At 68.0% G+C, this 20,175-nt stretch carries 17 protein-coding genes and 1 other RNA gene; 7 read left to right on the forward strand and 11 right to left on the reverse strand.

Going from position 1 to position 20,175, the window contains the following annotated elements; all coding sequences use genetic code 11:
* The first annotated feature begins 5 nt into the window (after positions 1–5).
* Together ABNK63_RS03395 and ABNK63_RS03400 are read left to right on the forward strand one after the other, a co-directional pair.
* Positions 6–1,409 carry a sigma-54 dependent transcriptional regulator gene (locus tag ABNK63_RS03395; protein WP_350016700.1) on the forward strand — a complete coding sequence of 468 codons (1,404 nt, stop codon included), beginning with the start codon at positions 6–8 and terminating at the stop codon, positions 1,407–1,409.
* A 37-nt stretch (positions 1,410–1,446) separates the two neighbouring features.
* The gene (locus tag ABNK63_RS03400) at positions 1,447–2,763 is read left to right on the forward strand and encodes an ATP-binding protein (protein ID WP_007809364.1); all 1,317 of its coding nucleotides are present in this window, start codon (positions 1,447–1,449) and stop codon (positions 2,761–2,763) included.
* Here ABNK63_RS03400 and ABNK63_RS03405 read toward each other — a convergent pair.
* From ABNK63_RS03405 to ABNK63_RS03415, 3 genes are all read right to left on the reverse strand, one after another.
* A complete protein-coding gene (locus tag ABNK63_RS03405) occupies positions 2,760–3,524 on the reverse strand; it encodes a TerC family protein (RefSeq protein ID WP_007809365.1) in 765 nt (254 codons plus the stop codon). The two genes, ABNK63_RS03400 and ABNK63_RS03405, sit on opposite strands and share 4 nt — an antisense overlap.
* A 222-nt stretch (positions 3,525–3,746) precedes the next feature.
* Positions 3,747–4,022: a GIY-YIG nuclease family protein gene (locus tag ABNK63_RS03410; RefSeq protein WP_007809367.1), complete on the reverse strand. Its 276-nt coding sequence runs from the start codon at positions 4,020–4,022 to the stop codon at positions 3,747–3,749.
* Between the two features lie 4 nt (positions 4,023–4,026).
* A complete protein-coding gene (locus tag ABNK63_RS03415) occupies positions 4,027–4,656 on the reverse strand; it encodes a glutathione S-transferase (RefSeq protein WP_007809368.1) in 630 nt (209 codons plus the stop codon).
* Positions 4,657–4,935: 279 nt separating this feature from the next.
* Between ABNK63_RS03415 and ABNK63_RS03420 the strand changes: the two genes are divergently transcribed.
* Positions 4,936–6,870 carry a M20/M25/M40 family metallo-hydrolase gene (locus ABNK63_RS03420; RefSeq protein WP_350016701.1) on the forward strand — a complete coding sequence of 645 codons (1,935 nt, stop codon included), beginning with the start codon at positions 4,936–4,938 and terminating at the stop codon, positions 6,868–6,870.
* A 148-nt stretch (positions 6,871–7,018) separates the two neighbouring features.
* Here the strand turns inward: ABNK63_RS03420 and ABNK63_RS03425 are convergent, their stop codons facing one another.
* The 8 genes from ABNK63_RS03425 to ABNK63_RS03460 all read right to left on the reverse strand — a co-directional run bounded on the left by ABNK63_RS03425 (position 7,019) and on the right by ABNK63_RS03460 (position 17,060).
* A complete protein-coding gene (locus ABNK63_RS03425) occupies positions 7,019–8,875 on the reverse strand; it encodes an ATP-binding cassette domain-containing protein (RefSeq protein ID WP_007809373.1) in 1,857 nt (618 codons plus the stop codon).
* Positions 8,876–8,977: 102 nt separating this feature from the next.
* Positions 8,978–10,177: a methionine adenosyltransferase gene (metK, locus tag ABNK63_RS03430; protein WP_007809375.1), complete on the reverse strand. Its 1,200-nt coding sequence runs from the start codon at positions 10,175–10,177 to the stop codon at positions 8,978–8,980.
* A gap of 140 nt (positions 10,178–10,317) precedes the next feature.
* On the reverse strand, positions 10,318–11,304 hold the full coding sequence (dusB, locus tag ABNK63_RS03435) for a tRNA dihydrouridine synthase DusB (RefSeq protein WP_350016702.1): 987 nt from the start codon (positions 11,302–11,304) through the stop codon (positions 10,318–10,320).
* A gap of 40 nt (positions 11,305–11,344) precedes the next feature.
* On the reverse strand, positions 11,345–12,625 hold the full coding sequence (locus ABNK63_RS03440; RefSeq protein ID WP_350016703.1) for a nucleoside permease: 1,281 nt from the start codon (positions 12,623–12,625) through the stop codon (positions 11,345–11,347).
* Between the two features lie 119 nt (positions 12,626–12,744).
* On the reverse strand, positions 12,745–13,374 hold the full coding sequence (locus ABNK63_RS03445; RefSeq protein ID WP_007809381.1) for a uracil-DNA glycosylase family protein: 630 nt from the start codon (positions 13,372–13,374) through the stop codon (positions 12,745–12,747).
* 16 nt (positions 13,375–13,390) lie between these two features.
* Entirely contained in the window at positions 13,391–14,761 is a 1,371-nt protein-coding gene (locus ABNK63_RS03450; RefSeq protein WP_350016704.1) for an FAD-linked oxidase C-terminal domain-containing protein, read from the reverse strand.
* A 26-nt stretch (positions 14,762–14,787) separates the two neighbouring features.
* A complete protein-coding gene (locus tag ABNK63_RS03455) occupies positions 14,788–15,144 on the reverse strand; it encodes a YraN family protein (protein WP_350016705.1) in 357 nt (118 codons plus the stop codon).
* Positions 15,144–17,060: a penicillin-binding protein activator gene (locus ABNK63_RS03460; protein ID WP_007809386.1), complete on the reverse strand. Its 1,917-nt coding sequence runs from the start codon at positions 17,058–17,060 to the stop codon at positions 15,144–15,146. The genes ABNK63_RS03455 and ABNK63_RS03460 overlap by 1 nt, the downstream gene beginning before the upstream one ends.
* 81 nt (positions 17,061–17,141) lie before the next feature.
* Here ABNK63_RS03460 and rsmI point away from each other — a divergent pair, with 81 nt between their 5' ends.
* From rsmI to rsmH, 4 genes are all read left to right on the forward strand, one after another.
* Positions 17,142–17,975, forward strand: a complete 834-nt coding sequence (rsmI, locus tag ABNK63_RS03465) for a 16S rRNA (cytidine(1402)-2'-O)-methyltransferase (RefSeq protein WP_040673497.1) — start codon at positions 17,142–17,144, stop codon at positions 17,973–17,975.
* A 91-nt stretch (positions 17,976–18,066) separates the two neighbouring features.
* Positions 18,067–18,433: RNase P RNA component class A (gene rnpB, locus ABNK63_RS03470), an RNA gene on the forward strand.
* A 317-nt stretch (positions 18,434–18,750) separates the two neighbouring features.
* Complete coding sequence (gene mraZ, locus ABNK63_RS03475) at positions 18,751–19,206, forward strand: division/cell wall cluster transcriptional repressor MraZ (RefSeq protein ID WP_238530957.1); 456 nt, start codon at positions 18,751–18,753, stop codon at positions 19,204–19,206.
* 41 nt (positions 19,207–19,247) lie between these two features.
* Positions 19,248–20,174 carry a 16S rRNA (cytosine(1402)-N(4))-methyltransferase RsmH gene (gene rsmH / locus ABNK63_RS03480; RefSeq protein ID WP_350016706.1) on the forward strand — a complete coding sequence of 309 codons (927 nt, stop codon included), beginning with the start codon at positions 19,248–19,250 and terminating at the stop codon, positions 20,172–20,174.
* Position 20,175: the final 1 nt, after the last annotated feature.

Below are 20,175 nucleotides of genomic sequence, written 5' to 3' on the forward strand. Positions count from 1 at the left end.
ACGACATGACCCGCGAATCGAATCCCACCGTCCTGCTGGTCGACGACCAGGCCGACGTGCGCGAGGCGCTGCGCCTGCTGCTGAAGTCGGAGGGCTTCGCCAGCATCGGCGTGGACGGTCCCTCGGCCGCACTGGAGGCGGTGCGCCAGCGTGATTTCGGCTGCGCGCTGATCGACCTCAACTACACCCGCGACACCACCTCGGGCGAGGAGGGCCTGGCCCTGCTCGATGCGCTGCGCCAGCATGTGCCGGAGCTGCCGGTGGTGGTGATGACGGCGTGGGGCAACGTGCCGCTGGTGGTCGATGCGCTGCGCCGCGGCGCCGGCGATTTCATCGAGAAGCCGTGGGACAACGCGCGCGTGCTGAGCATCGTGCGCACCCAGATCGCGCTGGGCGAGGGCGCGCGCCGACAGCGCCGGCTGGAGGCGGAGAACGCGCTGCTGCGCGGCGGCGGCGAAGCCCTGATCGCGGAATCGCCGGCGATGCGCCGGGTGATGGAACTGGTGGCGCGGGTCGCGCCCAGCGACGCGAACGTGCTGGTGCTGGGCGAGAACGGCACCGGCAAGGGCGTGATCGCGCAGGCGCTGCACGCGCAGTCGCGACGCGCGGCGAAGGCGCTGGTCAAGGTCAACATGGGCGGCATCGCCGAGAACGTGTTCGAGTCGGAGATGTTCGGCCACGTGCGCGGCGCGTACACCGACGCCAGGAGCGAACGCATCGGCCGTTACGAGCTGGCCGATGGCGGCACGCTGTTCCTCGACGAAGTGGGCAACGTGCCGATCTCGCAGCAGCCGAAACTGCTGCGCGTGCTGGAGGATGGCGAGTTCGAGCGACTGGGTTCCTCGCGCACGCAGAGCGCCGACGTGCGGCTGGTCTCGGCCACCAATGCCGACCTGGCCGTCGAGGTGGAAGCGGGGCGCTTCCGCAAGGACCTGCTGTATCGGCTCAACACGCTGGAAATCCGCCTGCCGCCGCTGCGCGAACGCCGCGACGACATCCTGCCGCTGGCGCGCAGTTTTCTCGAACGCAGCGCCGCGCGTTATGGCCGCCACGATCTGCGCCTGGCGCCGTCGGCCGAGCGCGCGTTGCTGGCCTGGCGCTGGCCGGGCAACGTGCGCGAGCTGGGCCACCTGATGGAACGCGCCGCCCTGCTGGCCGAGCAGGACCTGGTCAGCGATTCGGCGCTGGCCTTCGGTCCCGGCCCGGGTGGCGGCACGGCGGCGGCGTCGACGGAACTCGACGACATGACCATCGACCAGGCCGAGGCGCATCTGGTGCGGCGCGCGCTGGAGCGTCACGACGGCAACCTGCAGCATGCCGCCGATGCGCTGGGGATCACCCGCCAGACGCTCTACCGCCGCATGGAAAAGCACGCGCTGCGCGATCCCGCCAGTGACGACGATGGCTGAACCCGCGGCCAGGACGTCATCGCGGCGCCGGGCGCGCATGCCCGCGTTCGAGCGACGGGTGCTGCTCGGCGGCTGGCTGGTGGCACTGCCCGCGCTGGCGGCGCTGGCGATCGTGCTGCTGACGGGCCGGCCCGGGGTCGAGCTGCGCTGGGTGCTCGCCGGCGCCGCGCTGGTGCTCACCGCGATGATCGCCCGCTGGCAACACCGGCGCGTGGTGTATCCGCTGTACACCCTGGTCGGCCTGCTCGAAGCCTTGCGAGAAGGCGACTACAGCCTGCGCGGCGTGAGCGGGGGCGTGCTGGGCGAGGCGATCTACGACATCAACGCATTGGCGGACCGGCTGCAGCGCGAGCGCCTGCAATCGGAGGATTCGGCGCGCCTGCTGGGCAAGACGCTGGCCTCGCTCGATGCCGCCGTGTTCGTGTTCGACGGCGACCTGCGCCTGCGCCTGCTCAATCCCGCCGCGCAACGCCTGCTCACCGGCGAGCGTCACGCGCTGATGGGCCGCCGCGCGGACGAGCTGGGGCTCGATGCGCTGCTCGCCGCGCCATCGGCGCAGGTCGTGCGGCACGTCTTTCCCGGTCGCAGCGGCCGCTTCGAGATTCGCCACGCGCCGCTGCGCAACGAAGGCCGCAACGGCCAGCTGCTGGTCGTCAACGACGTCGGCCGCGCGTTGCGCGAGGAAGAGCGCCAGGCCTGGCAGCGCCTGCTGCGCGTGCTCGGCCACGAGGTCAACAACTCGCTGGCATCGATCCATTCGCTGGCTGGCACGCTGGCCAGCCTGGTCGCGCGCGATCCACTGCCCGACGACTGGCGCGACGATACCCGCGGCGGCCTGCAAGTGATCGGCAACCGGGCCGAATCGCTGGCCCGTTTCCTGGCCGGCTACAGCAAGCTGGCCGCGTTGCCGCCGCCGCAGCAGCGGAGCGTCGACCTGGCCGAACGCATCGCGGCGGTGGCGCGACTGGAGCAGCGCCTTGCGGTGCGCGTCGAAGACGGCCCGGCGCTGTCGCTGCAGGCCGACCCCGACCAGCTCGAACAGGCGCTGATCAACCTGCTGCGCAACGCGGTCGAGGCGAGCCTCGACGGCGGCAAGGGCGAGGTGGTGATGCGCTGGCGCAGCGAGGGCGAGCGTGTGCTGATCGAGATTCTCGACGACGGCCCCGGCCTGCCCGGCAGCGACAACCTGTTCGTGCCGTTCTTCACCACCAAGCCCGGCGGCTCCGGCATCGGCCTGGCCCTGGTGCGGCAGATCGCCGAGGCACACGAAGGCGGCGTCAGCCTGGGCGCCCGCGAAGGCGCGCCCGGAGCCGCCGCCCAGCTGTGGTTGCCGCTGGAGCTGGCGCGCGACTAGCCGGCGTCGCCGCCGGTGTACTTCCCGTGCAGCGCCACCGGCGCCACCTGCCGCTTCGCGCGCCGCCGAATCCACAGGTTGATCAGCTCCACGAACACCGAGAAGGCCATCGCGGCGTAGATGTAGCCCTTGGGAATGTGCTGGCCGAAACCGTCGGCGAACAGCACCAGGCCGATCATGATCAGGAAGCTCAGCGCCAGCACCTTGACCGTGGGATGGCGCTCGACGAACTCGCCGATCGGCCGGGCAAACGCCAGCATGAAGCCGATCGAGGCGAGGATCGCGGTGACCATCACCCAGCGCTCGTCGACCATGCCCACCGCGGTGATGATGGAGTCCAGCGAGAACACGATGTCGAGCAGCATGATCTGCGCGATCACGCCGCCGAACGTCGCGGTGGCCGCGCCCACGGTCACCTGTTCGCTGGCGCCTTCCAGCTTCTGGTGGATTTCGTGGGTGGCCTTGCCGATCAGGAACAGGCCGCCGCCGAGCAGGATCAGGTCACGCCACGAGAAGGCGTGGCCGAACAGCGAGAACAGCGGCGCGGTCAGCCCGACGATCCAGGCGATCGCCATCAGCAGGCCCAGCCGGGTGATCGCGGCCAGCACGATGCCGAGCCGGCGCGCCTTGTCCCGCTGCTCCGGCGGCAGCTTGCCCGCCAGGATCGAGATGAAAATGATGTTGTCGATGCCGAGCACCAGTTCCAGGGCGGTCAGCGTCGCGAGGGCGATCCAGATTTCGGGACTGGCCAGTGATTCCATGGGGATCTCTTTGAGGTGGGTGGCTGCAGGACACGTGGGTCGCGCGGTGGGGCCACGGCGTCAAAGGCGTTCGTGATGGACGCAGCTTCGCCGTGGGACGGCGAAGGTCTTGCTCGCAAACCTGGCGGTTTGCCGCTGCACCGGGGTCAAGCCCGTATTGGCGGTGACAGCGAGCGGGAGCTACTCCCCTTCACGGGTGATGCTAGCACGCGTTCGTGCGTGTCACGCCGACATGCCTTCCCGCAGCGCCGCGATGCGTTGCGCCCGCGGCAGGCGTTTCCAGGCCATCTCCAGCCGCAGCGCGTCGCCATGGCTGGCGACCCACACCCAGCCCAGCAACTGCCGCGGCGGGTTGGAGCGGGTGAAGCGCGCGCCCTTGCCGGCAAGGTGTTTTGCGTAGCGCTGTTCGGGGTCGCGGGCGATGCCGGTGTAGACGCGGCCGTCGGCGCATTCAAGCAGATAGACCGCCCAGGTATCGGCGCCGGGCGCGTCGCTCATGCGTTCAAACCCATTCCGTCAGCCCTTCGGCGGCGCAAACCTGCTTCCACGACGCTCGCGCCTTCAATCGCGTGGCCAGCGCCGCCAGTTGCGGCCACTCGGTGGCCGGGCGCGGCATGTTGCGCGACCAGCGCATCAGCATCAGCACATACAGGTCGACCACGCTGAGCTGTTCGCCCAGCATGTACGGACCGTGTGCGGCGAGCCGGGCGTCGACATGCGACCAGCATTTTTCAATGCCGATGCGGGCCGCTTCCTGCACGGTGTCGGCCGCCGCCGGCAGCTGGTCGCCGGGGTAGAACCATTGGCGAAACAGCGGCTGCAGCGAGTTGGCGAGATAGAACATCCATTGCAGATAGTCACCGCGCTGCGCACTTCCCGCTGCCGGTGCCAGGGCGGCTTCGGCATGCCGCTCGGCCAGCAGCATCGCCAGCGCAGCCGCTTCGCCATGCGGCGCGCCGTCAACCATCAGCGTCGGCACCACGCCGTTCGGATTGATCGCCAGGTACGCAGCGCTGCGCTGCTCGCCCTTGTCGAGGTCGACGCGCTTGAGTTCGTGCGGCGCGCCGATTTCAAGCAAGGCCAGGTGCACCAGCAGATTGGCCGAACCGGGGGCGTAGTAGAGCGTGTACATGGCGATGATCCGTGGTGGCAAGCCTTCGGATGATACGCCGGAACTTGCGCTTCGCCGGGTGCGGAACAGGCCGCCCGGCGGGCGTCGGGGCCCGATCCGCGTGAGGTTCCGCAAGAAAATCACAACACAGTTCGCGTCTGCGAGCATTCGCGCGCGGAGGCCCTTGTTTACTTTTTTGACCGTGTTTAGGTTTACCGGTCGCGTCCGTGGGGGACGAGCCGCGATATCCGGTACGCGGCAGGGGGTGCGTACGTCTGTATTTCCTTCATGGAGAAGATCATGAAACTCAGGCAAGCCATTGCATGTGGACTGTTGTCGCTGGCGTCGTTGGGGGGCGCTGCCAGCGCCGCAACACCAAAGAAGGTCTGGCTTACGCTCGATCAGAACAGCTACACCGCGCTGCAACAGGTCGATCCGGCCGCACGCAGCCTGGAGAGTCGCTACGTCGCCACCGGCACCACCAACAAGGGTCTGGTCACGGTGGACAGGATCCACATCGTGCCGGTCGATGACAGCGTGCTCGGCGCGCTCAGCGCACAGGTTCACCGTCAATTGCATCATTGCGCGGGTTACATCACTTACGACTCGCTCGACGCCGCCCGGGTGGCGTTGCAGCCCCGTCAGGCTCTGGCCGGCCTGACCGTGCCGGACTACACGATCGACCAGCAGGCGCTGGTGACGCCGTGGATCGCGCAGCAAACCGCGGGCCATATCGCCGACACCATCCAGAGCCTGGCCGGATTCAACAATCGCTACTACAACGGCAGCACCGGCGCGGAAGCGTCCGACTGGTTGAAGAGCACGTGGCAGACGATGGCCGCAGGCCGCTCCGACATTGCGGTGAAGCAGGTCGTGCGGGGCAGCGACAAGCAGGCCTCAGTGGTGTTGACCATCACCGGTACCCAGCATCCCGAGCAGATCGTGGTGATGGGTGCGCACCTGGACACGGTCAACTGGAACGACGCCGGTGGTCAGTCGCATGACACCTCGCGTGCGCCGGGCGCCGATGACGATGCCTCCGGTGTGGCGGGCCTTACCGAAACCCTGCGCGTGCTGCTGGCCAACGGCTACAAGCCGGCGCGCACGATCCAGTTGATGGCCTATGCGGGTGAGGAGTTCGGCCTGTACGGCTCCAACTACATCGCCACCGACTACGCCAACCGCAATGTCGACGTGGTCGGCATGCTGCAGCTGGACATGACCAACTACAAGGGCTCGGCCGGCGACATCTATCTGGAGGACGACTACACCGACGCGGCGCAGAACCAGTTCGTCGAGTCCCTGGTGAATACGTACCTGCCGCAGCTCAGCGTGGTGCATGACCAGTGTGGTTACGGTTGTTCGGATCACGCGTCATGGCACAACCAGGGCTACGCCACCTCGATGCCGTTCGAGTCGCGCCTGGGTGACGACAATCCGTATATCCACTCCAGCAAGGACACCTACGCCAACTCGGGCAACCAGGCGCAGCACGCGCTGAAGTTCACCCGGCTGGCGCTGGCCTTCGCCGTCGAGCTCGGCGGCAACGGCGACGGTGACACGCCGATCCCGCCCACCGGTGGCGACGTGCTCGCCAACGGGGTGCCGAAGAGTGGACTCTCCGGCGCCAGCGGCAGCACCGTGCTGTACAAGGTCACCGTGCCGGCGGGTGCCAGCAACCTGGTCATCTCGACCAGTGGCGGCAGTGGCGACGTGGATCTCTACACGCGTTACGGCGCTGCACCCACCACCAGCAGCTACGACTGCCGTCCGTATCGTTCGGGCAACAACGAGAGCTGCACGGTGGCGACGCCGCAGGCGGGCACGTACTACGTGCAATTGCGTGCGTACCAGGCCTATGGCGGCGTTACCGTCAAGGCGAGCTGGACGACGGGCGGTGACCCGCAACCACCGGCCGATGATGAGCTGGCCAATGGCGTGGCGAAGACCGGCTTGAGTGGAGCCACCGGCGGTACCGCGCTCTACAGGGTGATCGTGCCAGCCGGGTCGACCAACCTGACGATCGGCAGCAGCGGTGGCACGGGTGACGTGGACATGTACGTCCGTTTTGGCTCGGCGCCCACGACCAGCAGCTACGACTGCCGCCCGTACCGCAATGGCAACAGCGAGAGCTGCACGTTCACGCAAGTCCAGGCGGGAACGTACTACGTCATGCTGAAAGGCTATCAGGCGTACAGCGGAGTCTCGTTGAAGGCCAGCTGGAACGGCGGCTAGCGCGGGACCGGTCAAGGGACACCATGAAGCATTGACGGCTTCATGGTGTCCCGACGCAAGAACGGAAAAGGCCCGATCAGGATGATCGGGCCTTTTCCGTTCATTGCCATCTTCGATGCGAAAGAAGTGGTCAGACCATCCGGCAGATTCAGCCGTCCAGTTCGGACCAGCGCGCATAGGCCGCATCCAGCTCGGCCTGCAGCGCGGCGACCGTCTCGTTGGCCTTCACGATGGCGGCGCTGTCCTGCTGGAAGAACGCCGGCTCGTTCATCGCGGCGGTGCGCGTGGCGATGTCGGTTTCCAGTTGCTCGATGCGCTTGGGCAACTGTTCCAGCTCGTGCTGTTCCTTGAAGCTGCGCTTGCGCTTCGCCACTGGCGGTGCGGCTGGGGCGGGGGCAGGGGACTTGCCGGTCGCGGTGGTGCCGCGCGGAGCCGGCCGCTGGCGCAACCAGTCGCTGTAGCCGCCCACGTATTCGCCGATCCGGCCCTCGCCCTCCAGCACCAGGGTGCTGGACACCACGTTGTCGAGGAAGGCGCGGTCATGCGAGACCAGCAGCAGGGTGCCCTGGTAGTCGGTCAGCAACTCTTCCAGCAGTTCGAGTGTTTCCACGTCGAGGTCGTTGGTCGGTTCGTCCATCACCAGCAGGTTGGACGGCTGGGCGAACAGCTTGGCCAGCAGCAGGCGGTTGCGTTCGCCGCCGGACAGCCGGGTGATCGGCGCGCGGGCGCGTTCGGGCGAGAACAGGAAATCCTGCAGGTAGCCGATGATGTGCTTGCGCTGGCCATTGAGTTCGATGAACTCGCGGCCCTCGGCCACGTTGTCCAGCGCGTTGAGCGAGTCGTTGAGCTGCAGCCGGTGCTGGTCGAAGTAGGCGATCTGGATCGACGTGCCCAGCTCGGCGGTGCCGCGCAGTGGTGTCAGTTCGCCCAGCATGATCTTCAGCAGGGTGCTCTTGCCGGCGCCGTTGGGGCCGATGATGCCGATGCGGTCGCCGCGCAGGATGGTGGTCGAGAGGTCGTCGATCAGCACGCGGCCGTCGTAGGCCTGGTGCACGTGCTTGAGGTCGATCACCTTCTTGCCGGAAGACTGCGCGTTGGCCGCGGTCATCTTCACGTTGCCGCCCAGGTTGCGCCGTTCGGCGCGCTCGTTGCGCAGCGCCTTCAGCGCCCGCACGCGGCCCTCGTTGCGGGTGCGCCGGGCCTTGATGCCCTGGCGAATCCACACTTCCTCCTGCGCCAGCTTCTTGTCGAACAGCGCGTTGGCCTGCGCTTCGGCGTGCAGGCGTTCCTCGCGGCGGCGCAGGTAGTTGTCGTAGTCGCCCGGCCAGTCGGTGAGCTGGCCGCGATCGATCTCGACGATGCGGGTGGCCAGCGCGCGCAGGAAGCTGCGGTCATGGGTGACGAAGATGATGCTGCCGGCGAACTGCTTGAGGAAGCTCTCCAGCCAGCCGATCGCCTCGATGTCGAGGTGGTTGGTCGGCTCGTCCAGCAGCAACACGTCGGGCTTGCGCACCAGCGCCTGGGCCAGCAGCACGCGGCGCTTCATGCCGCCGGACAGCGCCGCGAAGTCGGTCTCGCCGGGCAGTTCCAGCTGGGTGATCACGTCGCTGACGCGGCGGTCCAGGTCCCAGCCGTGCTGCGCCTCGATCTCGTGCTGCACGTCGCCCAGCGCGTCGAAGTCGCCGGTGTCCAGCAGGTGGTGATAACGCGCCAGCAGCCGGCCCAGGTCACCCAGGCCCTCGGCGACCACGTCGAACACGCTGCCCTCGGTGCCGTGCGGCACCTCCTGCGCCATACGCGCCACCACGATGCCGTTCTGCACGCGCACTTCGCCGTCGTCGGCATGCAGCTCGCCGGCGATCAGCTTCATCAGGGTGGATTTGCCTTCGCCGTTGCGACCGACGATGCAGACACGCTCGTTCGCCTCGATCGACAGATCGACGTGTTCGAGCAGGAGTGGGCCGCCGATGCTGAAGTCGACGCGTTGCAATTGGATAAGAGACATCCGCCCATTGTAGCGGTAGCCGCGTCCTTGCTCGCGTTTGCATGGCCCCAAAAGAAACGGGCCGCACCGGGCGGCCCGTTTCATGTCGCTGGAGGATGTCGCTTACTTCAGCTTCGCATCCTTGCGCAGGGCCTCGGCGCGGTCGGTCTTTTCCCACGAGAACGAGGTGAACTTGTTGCCGTTGGCGTCGACCAGGTCGCGCGGGGTGCGGCCGAAGTGGCCGTAGCTGGCGGTCTGCTGGTACATCGGGTGGATCAGGTCGAGCATCTGCAGGATGCCGTACGGGCGCAGGTCGAAGTGCTTGCGGATCAGCTTCTCGATCTTCTCGTCGCTGATCTTGCCGGTGCCGAAGGTGGTGACCGAGATCGAGGTGGGATGCGCCACGCCGATCGCGTAGCTCACCTGCACTTCGCAGCGGTCGGCGATGCCGGCGGCCACGATGTTCTTGGCCACGTAGCGCGCGGCGTAGGCGGCCGAGCGGTCGACCTTGGACGGGTCCTTGCCCGAGAACGCACCGCCGCCGTGACGGGCCCAGCCGCCGTAGGTGTCCACGATGATCTTGCGGCCGGTCAGGCCGCAGTCGCCCACCGGCCCGCCGATCACGAACTTGCCGGTCGGGTTGATGTGGAACTTGGTGCCCTTGTGCAGCAGCTTGGCCGGCAGCACCGGCTTGAGGATTTCCTCGCGCACGGCCTCGATCAGGTCCTTCTGCTTCACGCTCGGGTCATGCTGGGTCGACAGCACCACGGCGTCGATCGCGGTGGCGATGCCGTTCTCGTAGCGCAGGGTGACCTGGCTCTTGGCATCCGGGCGCAGCCACGGCAGCGGCGAGTTCTTCTTCTTGCGCACCTTGGCCTGCTGCTCGACCAGGCGGTGCGAGTAGTAGATCGCGGCGGGCATGAAGTCCTTCGTTTCGTTGGTCGCGTAGCCGAACATCAGGCCCTGGTCGCCCGCGCCCTGTTCTTCCGGCTTCTTGCGGTCCACGCCCTGGTTGATGTCGGGCGACTGCTTGCCGATCAGGTTGATCACGCCGCAGGTGGCGCCGTCGAAGCCGACGTCGCTGGAGTCGTAGCCGATGTCCAGGATCACCTTGCGGGTGATCGCTTCCAGGTCGATCCACGCATCGGTGGTGATCTCGCCGGCGACGATCGCCACGCCGGTCTTGACCATGGTTTCGCAGGCCACGCGGGCGCGCGGGTCCTGCGCGACGATCGCATCGAGGACGGCGTCGGAGATCTGGTCGGCGACCTTGTCCGGATGGCCTTCGGAGACCGATTCGGAGGTGAACAGGTAGTTGGACATCGCGGTTTATATCCCTTTGTTCGGATAGAAAGATAAATGAAGTCGGGCATGATACATCCCCGCTCCGGGTTTTGCAGCTTGCGCCGATTCCCGTCCCTGCGGGGTTAGGCGCGTGTTCAGCCGTCTGGACGGCTGCGCGTTCAGGCGGCCAGCCGGTCGCCGGCGGCAAGCGCCGCGAAATAATCGCGGGTCAGCCGCAACTGCTCGTGGACTGTTTCCGCCCGGTTGACCACCTGCCGGAACGCGGCGTTCTCCGGACGGTCCTTCGCGTACCAGCCCAGGTGCTTGCGCGCGATGCGCACGCCGGCCTGTTCGCCATAGAACGCGTACAACTGCTCGAGGTGGCCGAGCAGGATGGTGCCGACTTCGGCCGGCTCCGGCTCGGCCAGCAATTCGCCGGTGGCGAGGTAGTGGGCGACCTCGCGGAAGATCCATGGCCGTCCCTGGGCACCGCGGCCGATCATCAGCGCGTCGGCGCCGGTGACGTCCAGCACGTGCCTGGCCTGCTGCGGAGTGTTGACGTCGCCGTTGGCCAGCACCGGAATGCGCACGGCGGCCTTCACCGCGGCAATGGTGGCGTACTCGGCCTCGCCCTCGTACTTGTCCGCGCGGGTGCGCCCGTGCACGGCCAGCGCGGCGATGCCGTTGTCCTGGGCGATGCGGGCGATGTTCAGCGCGTTGCGGTTCTGCCGATCCCAGCCGGTGCGGATCTTCAGCGTCACCGGCACCTCGACGGCGTCGACCACTGCCTTGACGATGCGCGCCACCAGCGGCTCGTCCTGCAGCAGGGCGGAGCCCGACCACACGTTGCACACCTTCTTGGCCGGGCAGCCCATGTTGATGTCGATGATCTGCGCGCCGTTGGCCACGTTGAAGCGCGCCGCCTCGGCCAGCATCGCCGGGTCGTAGCCGGCGATCTGCACGCTGACCGGCTCGGGTTCGCCCTCGTGGTCCATCCGCCGCAGCGACTTGCGCGTATGCCACAGCCGCGGGTCGGCGTTGGTCATCTCAGACACGGCCAAGCCTGCGCCCAGCCGCTTGCACAGCAGCCGGAACGGCTTGTCGGTGACGCCGGCCATCGGGGCCAGCACCACGGGCGGGTCGATCAGGTAGGGGCCGATGCGCATCGGCGCATTGTAGCGGCCCGCGGCTGCCGCGACGCGGCGATCAATGCGTGGGCACCGCCCGCTGCGCGGCCCCGCGGTCGTGCCGGTGCTTGAACAGCGGCACGAACAGCAGCGCCATCACCAGCGAGTAGCCGGCGAAGGCCAGCCAGATGCCGGGCCAGTCCTTGCAGATCGCCACGGTGTCGTCGCACTGGTGGCTGGTGAAGAAGTGGTCGATCACGAAGCCGGCGATCAGGCTGCCCAGCACCGCGCCGATGCCGTTGGTCATCAGCATGAACAGGCCCTGGGCGCTGGCGCGGATCTTCGGGTCGGCCTGGCTTTCCACGAACAGGGAGCCCGAGATGTTGAAGAAGTCGAAGGCCATGCCGTAGATGATGCACGAGAGCACGATCATCCACAGTCCGCCGGCCGGGTCGCCGAACGCGAACAGGCCGAAGCGCAGCACCCAGGCCAGCATGCTCATCGTCATCACCGCCTTGATGCCGAAGCGCTTCAGGAAGAACGGGATGGTCAGGATGAACGCGGTTTCGGAGAACTGCGAAATCGAGATGATGATGGTGGAGTACTTCACCGCCAGCAGGTTGGCGTACTCAGGCACCTTGACGAAGTCGCTGAGGAAGGCGTCGCCATAGGCGTTGGTCAGCTGCAGCGCCGCGCCCAGCAGCATGGCGAAGATGAAGAACACCGCCATGTTGCGGTTCTTGAACAGGGTGAACGAGGTCAGCCCCAGCCGGTCGGCGAGGCCGCGGCCTTCCTCGGCGCGCAGCCGCGGCGGGCACTTGGGCAGGGTGAACGCATACAGGCCGAGCAGCAGCGAGGCGGCCGCGGCCACGTGGAACTGCGCGGGCGAGGCCTTGAAGCCGAGCAGGCTGGTGGTCCAGGTGGCGGCGATGAAGCCGATCGTGCCCCACACGCGAATCGGCGGGTAGGTGTTCACCACATCCAGGCCATCCTGCTTCAGCGCGTTGTAGGTCACCGTGATCGCCAGCGAGATGGTCGGCATGTAGAAACACATGTTCAACAGCATCACCCAGAACATCTGCTCCGGGTCCTGCACATGCGGGATCGAGAACAGCACCGCGGCGCCGCAGATCTGCAGGATGCCGTACAGGCGTTCGGCGTTGATCCACTTGTCCGCCACGATGCCGACCAGCGAGGGCATGAACAGGGAGGCGATGCCCATGGTCGAGAAGATCGCGCCGAAGCTGGTGCCCGACCAGTGCTGGGTCTGGAACCACCACGTGCCGATGGTCAGCAGCCACGCGCCCCAGATGTAGTACTGGAAGAAATTGAGTACGGTGAGACGGAGCTTGAGGCTCATGAACGAGGATTCCCCTGCAAGGCCGGGGTCGGCCCCGTGGCCACGATATCGTAGCGGCGCAGGTTAGACGACGCTGCCGCCAAGCGGCAAGGTGCAATGCGGCAGCTCGTTCCGGCCGCTCACCCCGGCACGGCCAGCACATCGGCCACACGCTGGCGCAGCACCGGCAGCAGCTCGGCCTCGAACCACGGGTTGTGCATCACCCACGGCCGGTTGCGCGGGCTCGGGTGGGGCAGCGGCAGCACGCCGCGGGCCAGGTGGGTGCGCCAGTTGCGCACGGTGTCGGTGAGCGTGGCATCGCGCGTGTCGCCGAGCATGCCCACCTGGGCGTACTGCCCGATGGCCAGGGTCAGCTGCACCCCGGTGAGCAGCGGAAACAGGCGGGGATGCCAGATCGCGGCGCACGCCGGTCGCGGCGGCAGGTCGCCGCTCCTGCCCTTGCCGGGGAAGCAGAAATCCATCGGCACGATCGCCACGCGCTCGGCATCGTAGAAGGTGGCGCGACCGATCTGCAGCCAGTCGCGCAGGCGCTCGCCGCTGACGTCGTCGAACGGGATGCCGCTCTCCTCCACCTTGCGCCCCGGCGCCTGGCTGACGATCAGCAGGCGCGAGCGCGTCGACGCCTGCAGCACCGGTCGCCGCCCCGGCGGCTGCTGCATCGCGCAGGTATGCCCGCAGCGGATCTCCGCCAGCAGGGCATCCATGGCGCGTTGTTGCTGCATCGGGTCCAGCTTTCCTTTCTTCTCCATTCCCTGCTCCCGGCCGTCAAACCACCTTGCCCGGGTTGAGGACGCCGTCCGGGTCGAACGCGGCCTTGACCGAGCGCATCAGCGCGAGGGTCGACTCGCCCAGCGCCAGCGGCAGGTACTCGCGTTTCACCACGCCGATGCCGTGTTCGCCCGACAGCGTGCCGCCCAGCGCGATCACCAGGGCGAACAGCTCGGGCAGCGCGGCGTAGCCGCGTTCGATCTCATCCACGTCGCGCGGCAGCAGGTTCACGTGCAGGTTGCCGTTGCCGGCGTGGCCGAAGCACACCAGCGGCACCGCGTGCTTCGCCGCCAGCGCCTGCGCGCCGGCGACCAGTTCGGGCAGGCGGCTCACCGGCACCACCACGTCCTCGTTGATCTTGTGCTCGGTCACCGCACGCTGGGCGAACGAGAGCGCCTTGCGCGCGGCCCACAGCGCGGTGTTTTCGCTGGCGTCGTCCGCGACGTCAAGGGCGAGCAGGCCGTCGCCGCGCGCGGCGCGTGCCACCGCGTCCTGGGCAAAGCGCACGGTCTCGGGCGTTCCGTCGACCTCGATCAGCAGCAGCGCTCCCGCTGCGGGCACGTCGGCATCCGGTGCGTGGTCGCGGGCGAGTTTGAGTGCCAGCGCATCCATGAATTCCAGTGCCGCGGGCGTCACCGGCTGCGCCATGATGCGCGCCACCGCCTGCGCCGCGCTGGCCGTGTCGCGATAGGTGGCGCGCAGCGAGCGCACGGCGGCGGGTCGCGGGGTGAGTTTCAGCGTCGCCCCGGTGATCAGTGCCAGCGTGCCTTCCGAGCCGATGAGCAGGCGGGTCAGGTCGTAGCCGGTGGAATCCTTGGTGGTTTGCGTACCGGCGATGAAACCTTCACCGGTGCCGGCCACTGCGCGCAGGCCCAGCACGTTGTCGCGCGTGGCGCCGTACTTCAGCGCGCGCGGTCCACCGGCGTTGCAGGCAAGGTTGCCGCCCACGGTGCACCAAGGTGCCGAGCCCGGATCGGGCGCCCAGAAGAATCCGTACGGCGCCAGCGCCTGCTGCAGGGCCTCGTTGGTGACGCCCGGCTCGACCACCGCGAGGCGATCGTCCGGCGCGATGCGCACGATGCGATCCATGCGCTGGAAATTCGCCACCACGCCACCGGCCAGCGGCACCGACGCGCCGGTGGAACTGGTGCCGCCGCCGCGCGCGGTGAGCGGCACGCGATGTTCGCGGCAGGCGCGCACCAGCGATTCGACCTGGGCGTGCGTGGCGGGATGGACGACGACGTCGGGTCGATGCGCGTGACGCGAGTGGTCGTGTGCCGCGAGGCGCAGCGCGTCGTGGCCGCTGTCCAGTGCGTCGCCGGGAAAGATCGTGCGCAGGCTGTCGAGCAGGGAAGCGGGCAGGGTCATGCCGCGATTATCGCACCGGGCGGGGTTCAGCCCGCCTCGAATGCACCGCGCAGCCATTGCCGCTGCGGTGCTTCCACCGGGCCGTCGTAGCTGAGCACGTCGAAGCGGCAGGCCGCGCGCGCATGTTGCGGGTGCGCGGCCAGCCAGTGTTGTGCCGCAAGTATCAGCTTGCCCTGCTTGGCGGCGGTCACCGAAGTGGCGGCGTCGCCGTGGCTGGCGCTCTTGCGGTAGCGCACCTCGACGAAGACCACGGTGCCGCCGTCACGCATCACCAGGTCCAGCTCGCCGTGGCGCGTGGTGTAGTTGCGCGCCAGCAGTTTCAGGCCGGCGCGTTCGAGCTCGCCGCAGGCGCGTTGCTCGAAGTCGTCGCCGGCCGCGCGCATCAGCGTGATTCGGGCTGGAAGGTTCCGCTGGACGACGGACTCGCCGGCACCGGCTCCGCGTTGGCCGGCGGCGCGGTCGATGGCATGTCGTCCATCTGCAGGCTGCCGCCCAGCGGACGCGCCAGGCCATCCTGGAAGCGCGCCCAGATCAGCACGCGGCGCACGCGACCGAACTGGTCGGCGGCAAGCTGGCCGCTGGCGCCCGGCAGGTAGCTGCCCGGATGGGCGCGCATCCATTCGATGTAGGGCACCAGGTTCCAGGCATCCATGCCGAAGGCGAACAGCCGCGCCGCGCCGCCCCGGGCCGCGGGCAGGCGCGTGGCGATGTCGTCGTGGCTTGGCAGTCCCGGCTGGGCGTCGAACAGCCAGGGCGCGTCGCAGAATTCCAGGCCGTCCAGGTCGCGATTCGCGGCGGAGTCGTCATTGCCTTCATAGACGTGCGAAGTGCCGAACACCGGCAGGCCGACCCGGGCAATGTGCAACTGCGGCAACAGCAGTCGCGCCTGTTGCGGGCGCATGCTGATGAAGATGCCGCTGTCCACCACCACCGGATTGTCCGGTTGCGCCGTGCTGGCGCTGGCCGCGGGCTCGGCGGTCGCCGGTGCCGTCGGCAGTCGCATCCCGGCAATGACATCGGCGTAGCTGGTAACTCCGGGCGGCAGGGTGATCGAGCCCAGCAACTCGCCGCCGCGGGCCGTCAGCTCCGCCTTGAACGCGCCGGCCGCACGCTGGGCAAAGTCATCGACGGAAACCATCACGTAGGCCTTGCGGATGCCTCGTTCGATCATGTGATCGGCAGCCTGCGCGCCCTCGGTCTCCGGCAGCAGGCCGAATTCGCTGGTGTCACCGGCGGGCAGTTGCTTGTCGTCGGGATGATTCAGGGCCAGCAGCGGAACCGGCAGTTGCGCCTGGCCGAACACGGCGGCGACCTCGGCACGGGTCAGCGGGCCGACGACCAGTCGCGCGCCGTCACTGACGGCCTGCTGATACGCCTTGAGCGCACCGTCGGCGGTGCCCTGGCTGTCGTAGACCCGCACCGAGGGGCGCGGCGCGTGATTGCGGCCGGCATCGAGGTAGGCCGCGAAGAAGCCTTCGCGGATCGCCGTGCTGGCGGCGGCGTAATTGCCGTCGTTGGGCAACAGCAGGGCCACCTGGGTGGGCACCTGGTAGCCCTCGCGCACGTTGGCGTCGGCGCCGGGCAGCAAGGTGCCGACCGGTTGCTGGAGGTCGGGCGTCGGCTGCGCCACGGTGACGCCGAGCTGGCTGAGCGCCTCGTTCACCCACGGCAGCATGCGGTCGCCGCGCTGCATGCCGGCGGCACGCTGCTTAAGCGAATCGACGCCGACCTTGCCCAGCAGGGTGAGGATCTGCTGGCGATTCTGGCTGTGGTCGAAACCGCTGAGCTGCCCGTCCAGCTCCACGCGGGTTCGTGCGGCTCCCCACGGGTCGCCGCTGGCGGCCATCGCGCGGGCGCGGAATTCCAGCAGGCGCGGCTGCAGCGCCGCCGGGACGGCGACCCGCGGCTGCGTGGTCAGCCGCAGCGCGGTGGCCGCATCATGCTGGTCCAGCGCCAGTTCGGCGCGCAGCAGGTCCAGTCGTACCGGTTCGTCGCCGGCAAGGTTCTGCCGCTTGATGCCGGCCAGCACGGGCGCGGCGCGCTGGAGCTGGCCTTCCTCGCGCCACGCCTCGGCGGCGTACAGGCGATAGCTGTCGGCGTGTCCGCGCGATTGCCCGGCCAGTGCGAGCCATGCCTGCGCGGCCTGGTCGAACTGGCCCTGCGTGGCCAGTGCGGCGGCACTCTGCGCCGCGGCAAGCTCCGCCGGCGAGCGTGGTGCATTGCTGGGCACGCAGGCTGCCAGCAACAGCGAAAACAGCAAGGCAGTCGCGGCGACGCGCGAGTGGCGCATGAAGCGCATGGGAAATCCCTTGGTCGTCATGGTCGTCAATGCGCGATCATAACGGATTGGATTGTCGCCCCGTGGTGCAGGAGTTAGCAGATGTCATCGGTTCAGTCAGGGTGTTTGTGGGTGGTGGCCACGCCCATCGGTCATCGCGACGATTTTTCAGCACGTGCGATCGCCACCTTGCGCGCGGTGGCGGTGATCGCAGCGGAAGACACCCGCCACAGCCGCCCGCTGCTGGTTCACCACAATATAGATACGCCGCTGCTCGCACTGCATGACCACAACGAGCGCGATGCCGTGGATGCGATCGTGCGTCGGATGCAGGGCGGCGATTCGGTCGCGTTGATCTCGGATGCGGGCACGCCGCTGATCAGCGACCCGGGCTTCCGGCTGGTACGCGCCGCGCGTGCCGCAGGCATCCGCTGCATTCCGGTGCCGGGCGCGTGCGCGGCGATCGCGGCCCTGTCGGTGGCCGGCCTGCCCAGCGATCGCTTCGTGTTCGAGGGTTTCCTGCCGCCGAAGGCGGCGGCGCGGCGCAGTCGCCTGCAGGAACTGGCCGGCGATCCGCGCACGCTGATCTTCTACGAGTCGTCGCACCGCGTCGCCGAAAGCCTGGCCGACATGCGCGACGTGTTCGGCGCCGACCGCGAGGCCGTGCTGGCGCGCGAGCTGACCAAGATGTTCGAAACCGTGCTGGGCGAGCCGCTGGCGGAGCTGGCGGCGCGGGTCGTCAGCGATCCGGACCAGCAGCGCGGCGAGCACGTGATCCTGGTGGCGGGGCGCGGCGAGGAAGCCGACGCGAAACTGGCCGAAGGCCGGCGCGTGTTCGCGATCCTGCGCGACGAGCTGCCGCCGGCGAAGGCGGCCAAGCTGGCGGCGGCGATCAGCGGGGCGCCGCGCAAATCTCTCTACGAGAGCGAGAAGTGAGTGGAGAGGAGTGAGGTAGGGGCAAACACGCATGCAGCGGCTTCTCTCTCGTTTCTCACTCCTCCTCACTCACTCCTGTATCCTTTCCCGTGGAGTCGGCCGGACAGTCGCGTCGCGCGCAAGCGCATCGAGGAAAGTCCGGGCTCCGCAGGGCAGAGTGCCAGGTAACTCCTGGGCAGCGTGAGCTGACGGCCAGTGCAACAGAGAGCAGACCGCCGAACGGCATCTCCGGATGTGCGTGGCAAGGGTGAAAGGGTGCGGTAAGAGCGCACCGCGTACGGGGCCAACGTCGTACGGCACGGTAAACCCCACTCGGAGCAAGACCAAATAGGGGAACGATAACGCGGCCCGCGTTGTTCCCGGGTAGGTTGCTGGAGCCAGGCGGCGACGCCTGGCCGAGAGGAATGACTGTCGCGTCGCAAGACGTACAGAACCCGGCTTACAGGCCGACTCCACCTCTTCGTGCATGTCATCGCCACCCCGACGTCTTCGTCAGGGTGGCGATGGCACGCCCATGTGAACGGGAAATTCAGTCCGCGGGCGCCAAATGGCGTGATTTCGCGTGGAATTCACCCCGTTCCGGCCCAAAGCAGCGCGGCCCTGATTGCAAAAAATTCCCTGCTTTCAAACACCTTGCCGGTGTTCCTGAGAATATGCTGCATGTCCGGTCAGGATTTTGCCTTTACTCATTGATTCACAAGCGAAATTGCCTTGACAGTCTCAGGGGGCGAGATTATCGTGGGCTCCAGTGTGAAATTGTGGGTTTTCGTGGAGTCTGCTGATCGTGTTCCAGGGCGAAACCGCCATCACCATCGACGACAAGGGTCGCCTGACCATCCCGACAGCGTATCGGGAGCAGGTGGCGGGCGAGTGCGCCAATCGCCTGGTGATCACCTACAACCCGTTCGAGGCGGGCAGCCTGTGGCTGTTTCCGCATGCGGAGTGGGAAAAGGTGCGCGATCAGGTGAACGCCCTGTCCAAGGTCAAGGCGGCTCACCGCGACATGCAGATGAAGCTGGTCGGTGCCGCCGCCGTGGTCGAGCCCGATGGTGCGGCGCGCGTACTGCTGCCGGCCAGCCAGCGTGCCACCACCGGCATCGAGAAAAAGGCGGTGCTGCTGGGCATGGGCAACAAGTTCGAGCTGTGGAGCGAACAGGCCCACCTGGCCAAGATCCGCCAGAGCATCGGCGAAGACGACATCACAAGCGAAATGGCCGAACTGCGCCTGTAGACGGCGCGGCGACACACGTGGGACGGGAGCGGGAGTGCGGCATGGCCGAGCAAGTTTTGCGGCACATCCCGGTGATGCTGGGTGAAGCAGTGGAGGGTCTCGCCGTGCATGCGGGCGGGCGTTATCTCGATGGAACCTTCGGTCGCGGCGGACACGCCCGCGAGGTCCTGTCGCGCCTGGGCGCCGACGGTCGCCTGCTGCTGATGGATCGCGACCCCGCCGCCATCGCCACGGCCCGTGCCGAGTTCGCCGCCGATCCGCGGGTATCGATCCGCCATGCGAATTTCTCCAGCCTGGCCGAGTGGGACGAAACCGCTGCCGGCCTCGATGGCGTTCTGCTCGACCTGGGCGTGTCGTCGCCGCAACTGGACGAGGCCGCGCGCGGTTTCAGCTTCATGGCCGATGCGCCGCTGGACATGCGCATGGACACCAGCCAGGGCGAGAGCGCGGCCGACTTCCTGGCCCGGGCCAGCGAGCGCGAGATCGCCGACGTGCTGTGGAACTACGGCGAGGAACGCCACAGCCGGCGCATCGCCCGCGCCATCGTGGCCGATCGCGAGGCGACCCCGTTCACCCGCACCGGCCAGCTGGCCGCGCTGATCGAGCGCGTGGCGGGCCGGCGCGAGCCGGGCAAGCATCCGGCCACGCGGAGCTTCCAGGCGCTGCGCATTCGCGTGAACGGCGAGCTGGATGCCTTGCAGCAGGGCCTGAATGCCGCGCTGGAACGGCTGAAGCCGGGCGGTCGCCTGTCGGTGATCAGCTTCCACTCGCTGGAAGACCGCGCGGTGAAGCTGTTCATCCGCGACCACTCCGGCCGCGTGCAGAACAGCCGTCGCGGACCGCCGGTGCAGGGCGCGCCGGCGCAACTGGCTGCGGTCGGCAAGGCGCAATTCCCGGGCGATGCCGAGCTGGCGGCGAACCCGCGCTCGCGCTCGGCTGTCCTGCGCGTGGCGGAGAAACTCGCATGAA

The organism is Rhodanobacter sp. IGA1.0 (assembly GCF_040208325.1).
Classification (GTDB): Bacteria; Pseudomonadota; Gammaproteobacteria; order Xanthomonadales; family Rhodanobacteraceae; genus Rhodanobacter; species Rhodanobacter spathiphylli.

Coding starts and splice junctions, on each gene's coding strand:
- ABNK63_RS03395 (WP_350016700.1), top strand. CDS start 6: ATGACCCGCGAATCGAATCCCACCGTCCTGCTGGTCGACGACCAGGCC.
- ABNK63_RS03400 (WP_007809364.1), top strand. CDS start 1,447: ATGCCCGCGTTCGAGCGACGGGTGCTGCTCGGCGGCTGGCTGGTGGCA.
- ABNK63_RS03405 (WP_007809365.1), bottom strand. CDS start 3,524: ATGGAATCACTGGCCAGTCCCGAAATCTGGATCGCCCTCGCGACGCTG.
- ABNK63_RS03410 (WP_007809367.1), bottom strand. CDS start 4,022: ATGAGCGACGCGCCCGGCGCCGATACCTGGGCGGTCTATCTGCTTGAA.
- ABNK63_RS03415 (WP_007809368.1), bottom strand. CDS start 4,656: ATGTACACGCTCTACTACGCCCCCGGTTCGGCCAATCTGCTGGTGCAC.
- ABNK63_RS03420 (WP_350016701.1), top strand. CDS start 4,936: ATGAAACTCAGGCAAGCCATTGCATGTGGACTGTTGTCGCTGGCGTCG.
- ABNK63_RS03425 (WP_007809373.1), bottom strand. CDS start 8,875: ATGTCTCTTATCCAATTGCAACGCGTCGACTTCAGCATCGGCGGCCCA.
- metK (WP_007809375.1), bottom strand. CDS start 10,177: ATGTCCAACTACCTGTTCACCTCCGAATCGGTCTCCGAAGGCCATCCG.
- dusB (WP_350016702.1), bottom strand. CDS start 11,304: ATGCGCATCGGCCCCTACCTGATCGACCCGCCCGTGGTGCTGGCCCCG.
- ABNK63_RS03440 (WP_350016703.1), bottom strand. CDS start 12,625: ATGAGCCTCAAGCTCCGTCTCACCGTACTCAATTTCTTCCAGTACTAC.
- ABNK63_RS03445 (WP_007809381.1), bottom strand. CDS start 13,374: ATGGAGAAGAAAGGAAAGCTGGACCCGATGCAGCAACAACGCGCCATG.
- ABNK63_RS03450 (WP_350016704.1), bottom strand. CDS start 14,761: ATGACCCTGCCCGCTTCCCTGCTCGACAGCCTGCGCACGATCTTTCCC.
- ABNK63_RS03455 (WP_350016705.1), bottom strand. CDS start 15,144: ATGCGCGCGGCCGGCGACGACTTCGAGCAACGCGCCTGCGGCGAGCTC.
- ABNK63_RS03460 (WP_007809386.1), bottom strand. CDS start 17,060: ATGCGCTTCATGCGCCACTCGCGCGTCGCCGCGACTGCCTTGCTGTTT.
- rsmI (WP_040673497.1), top strand. CDS start 17,142: ATGTCATCGGTTCAGTCAGGGTGTTTGTGGGTGGTGGCCACGCCCATC.
- rsmH (WP_350016706.1), top strand. CDS start 19,248: ATGGCCGAGCAAGTTTTGCGGCACATCCCGGTGATGCTGGGTGAAGCA.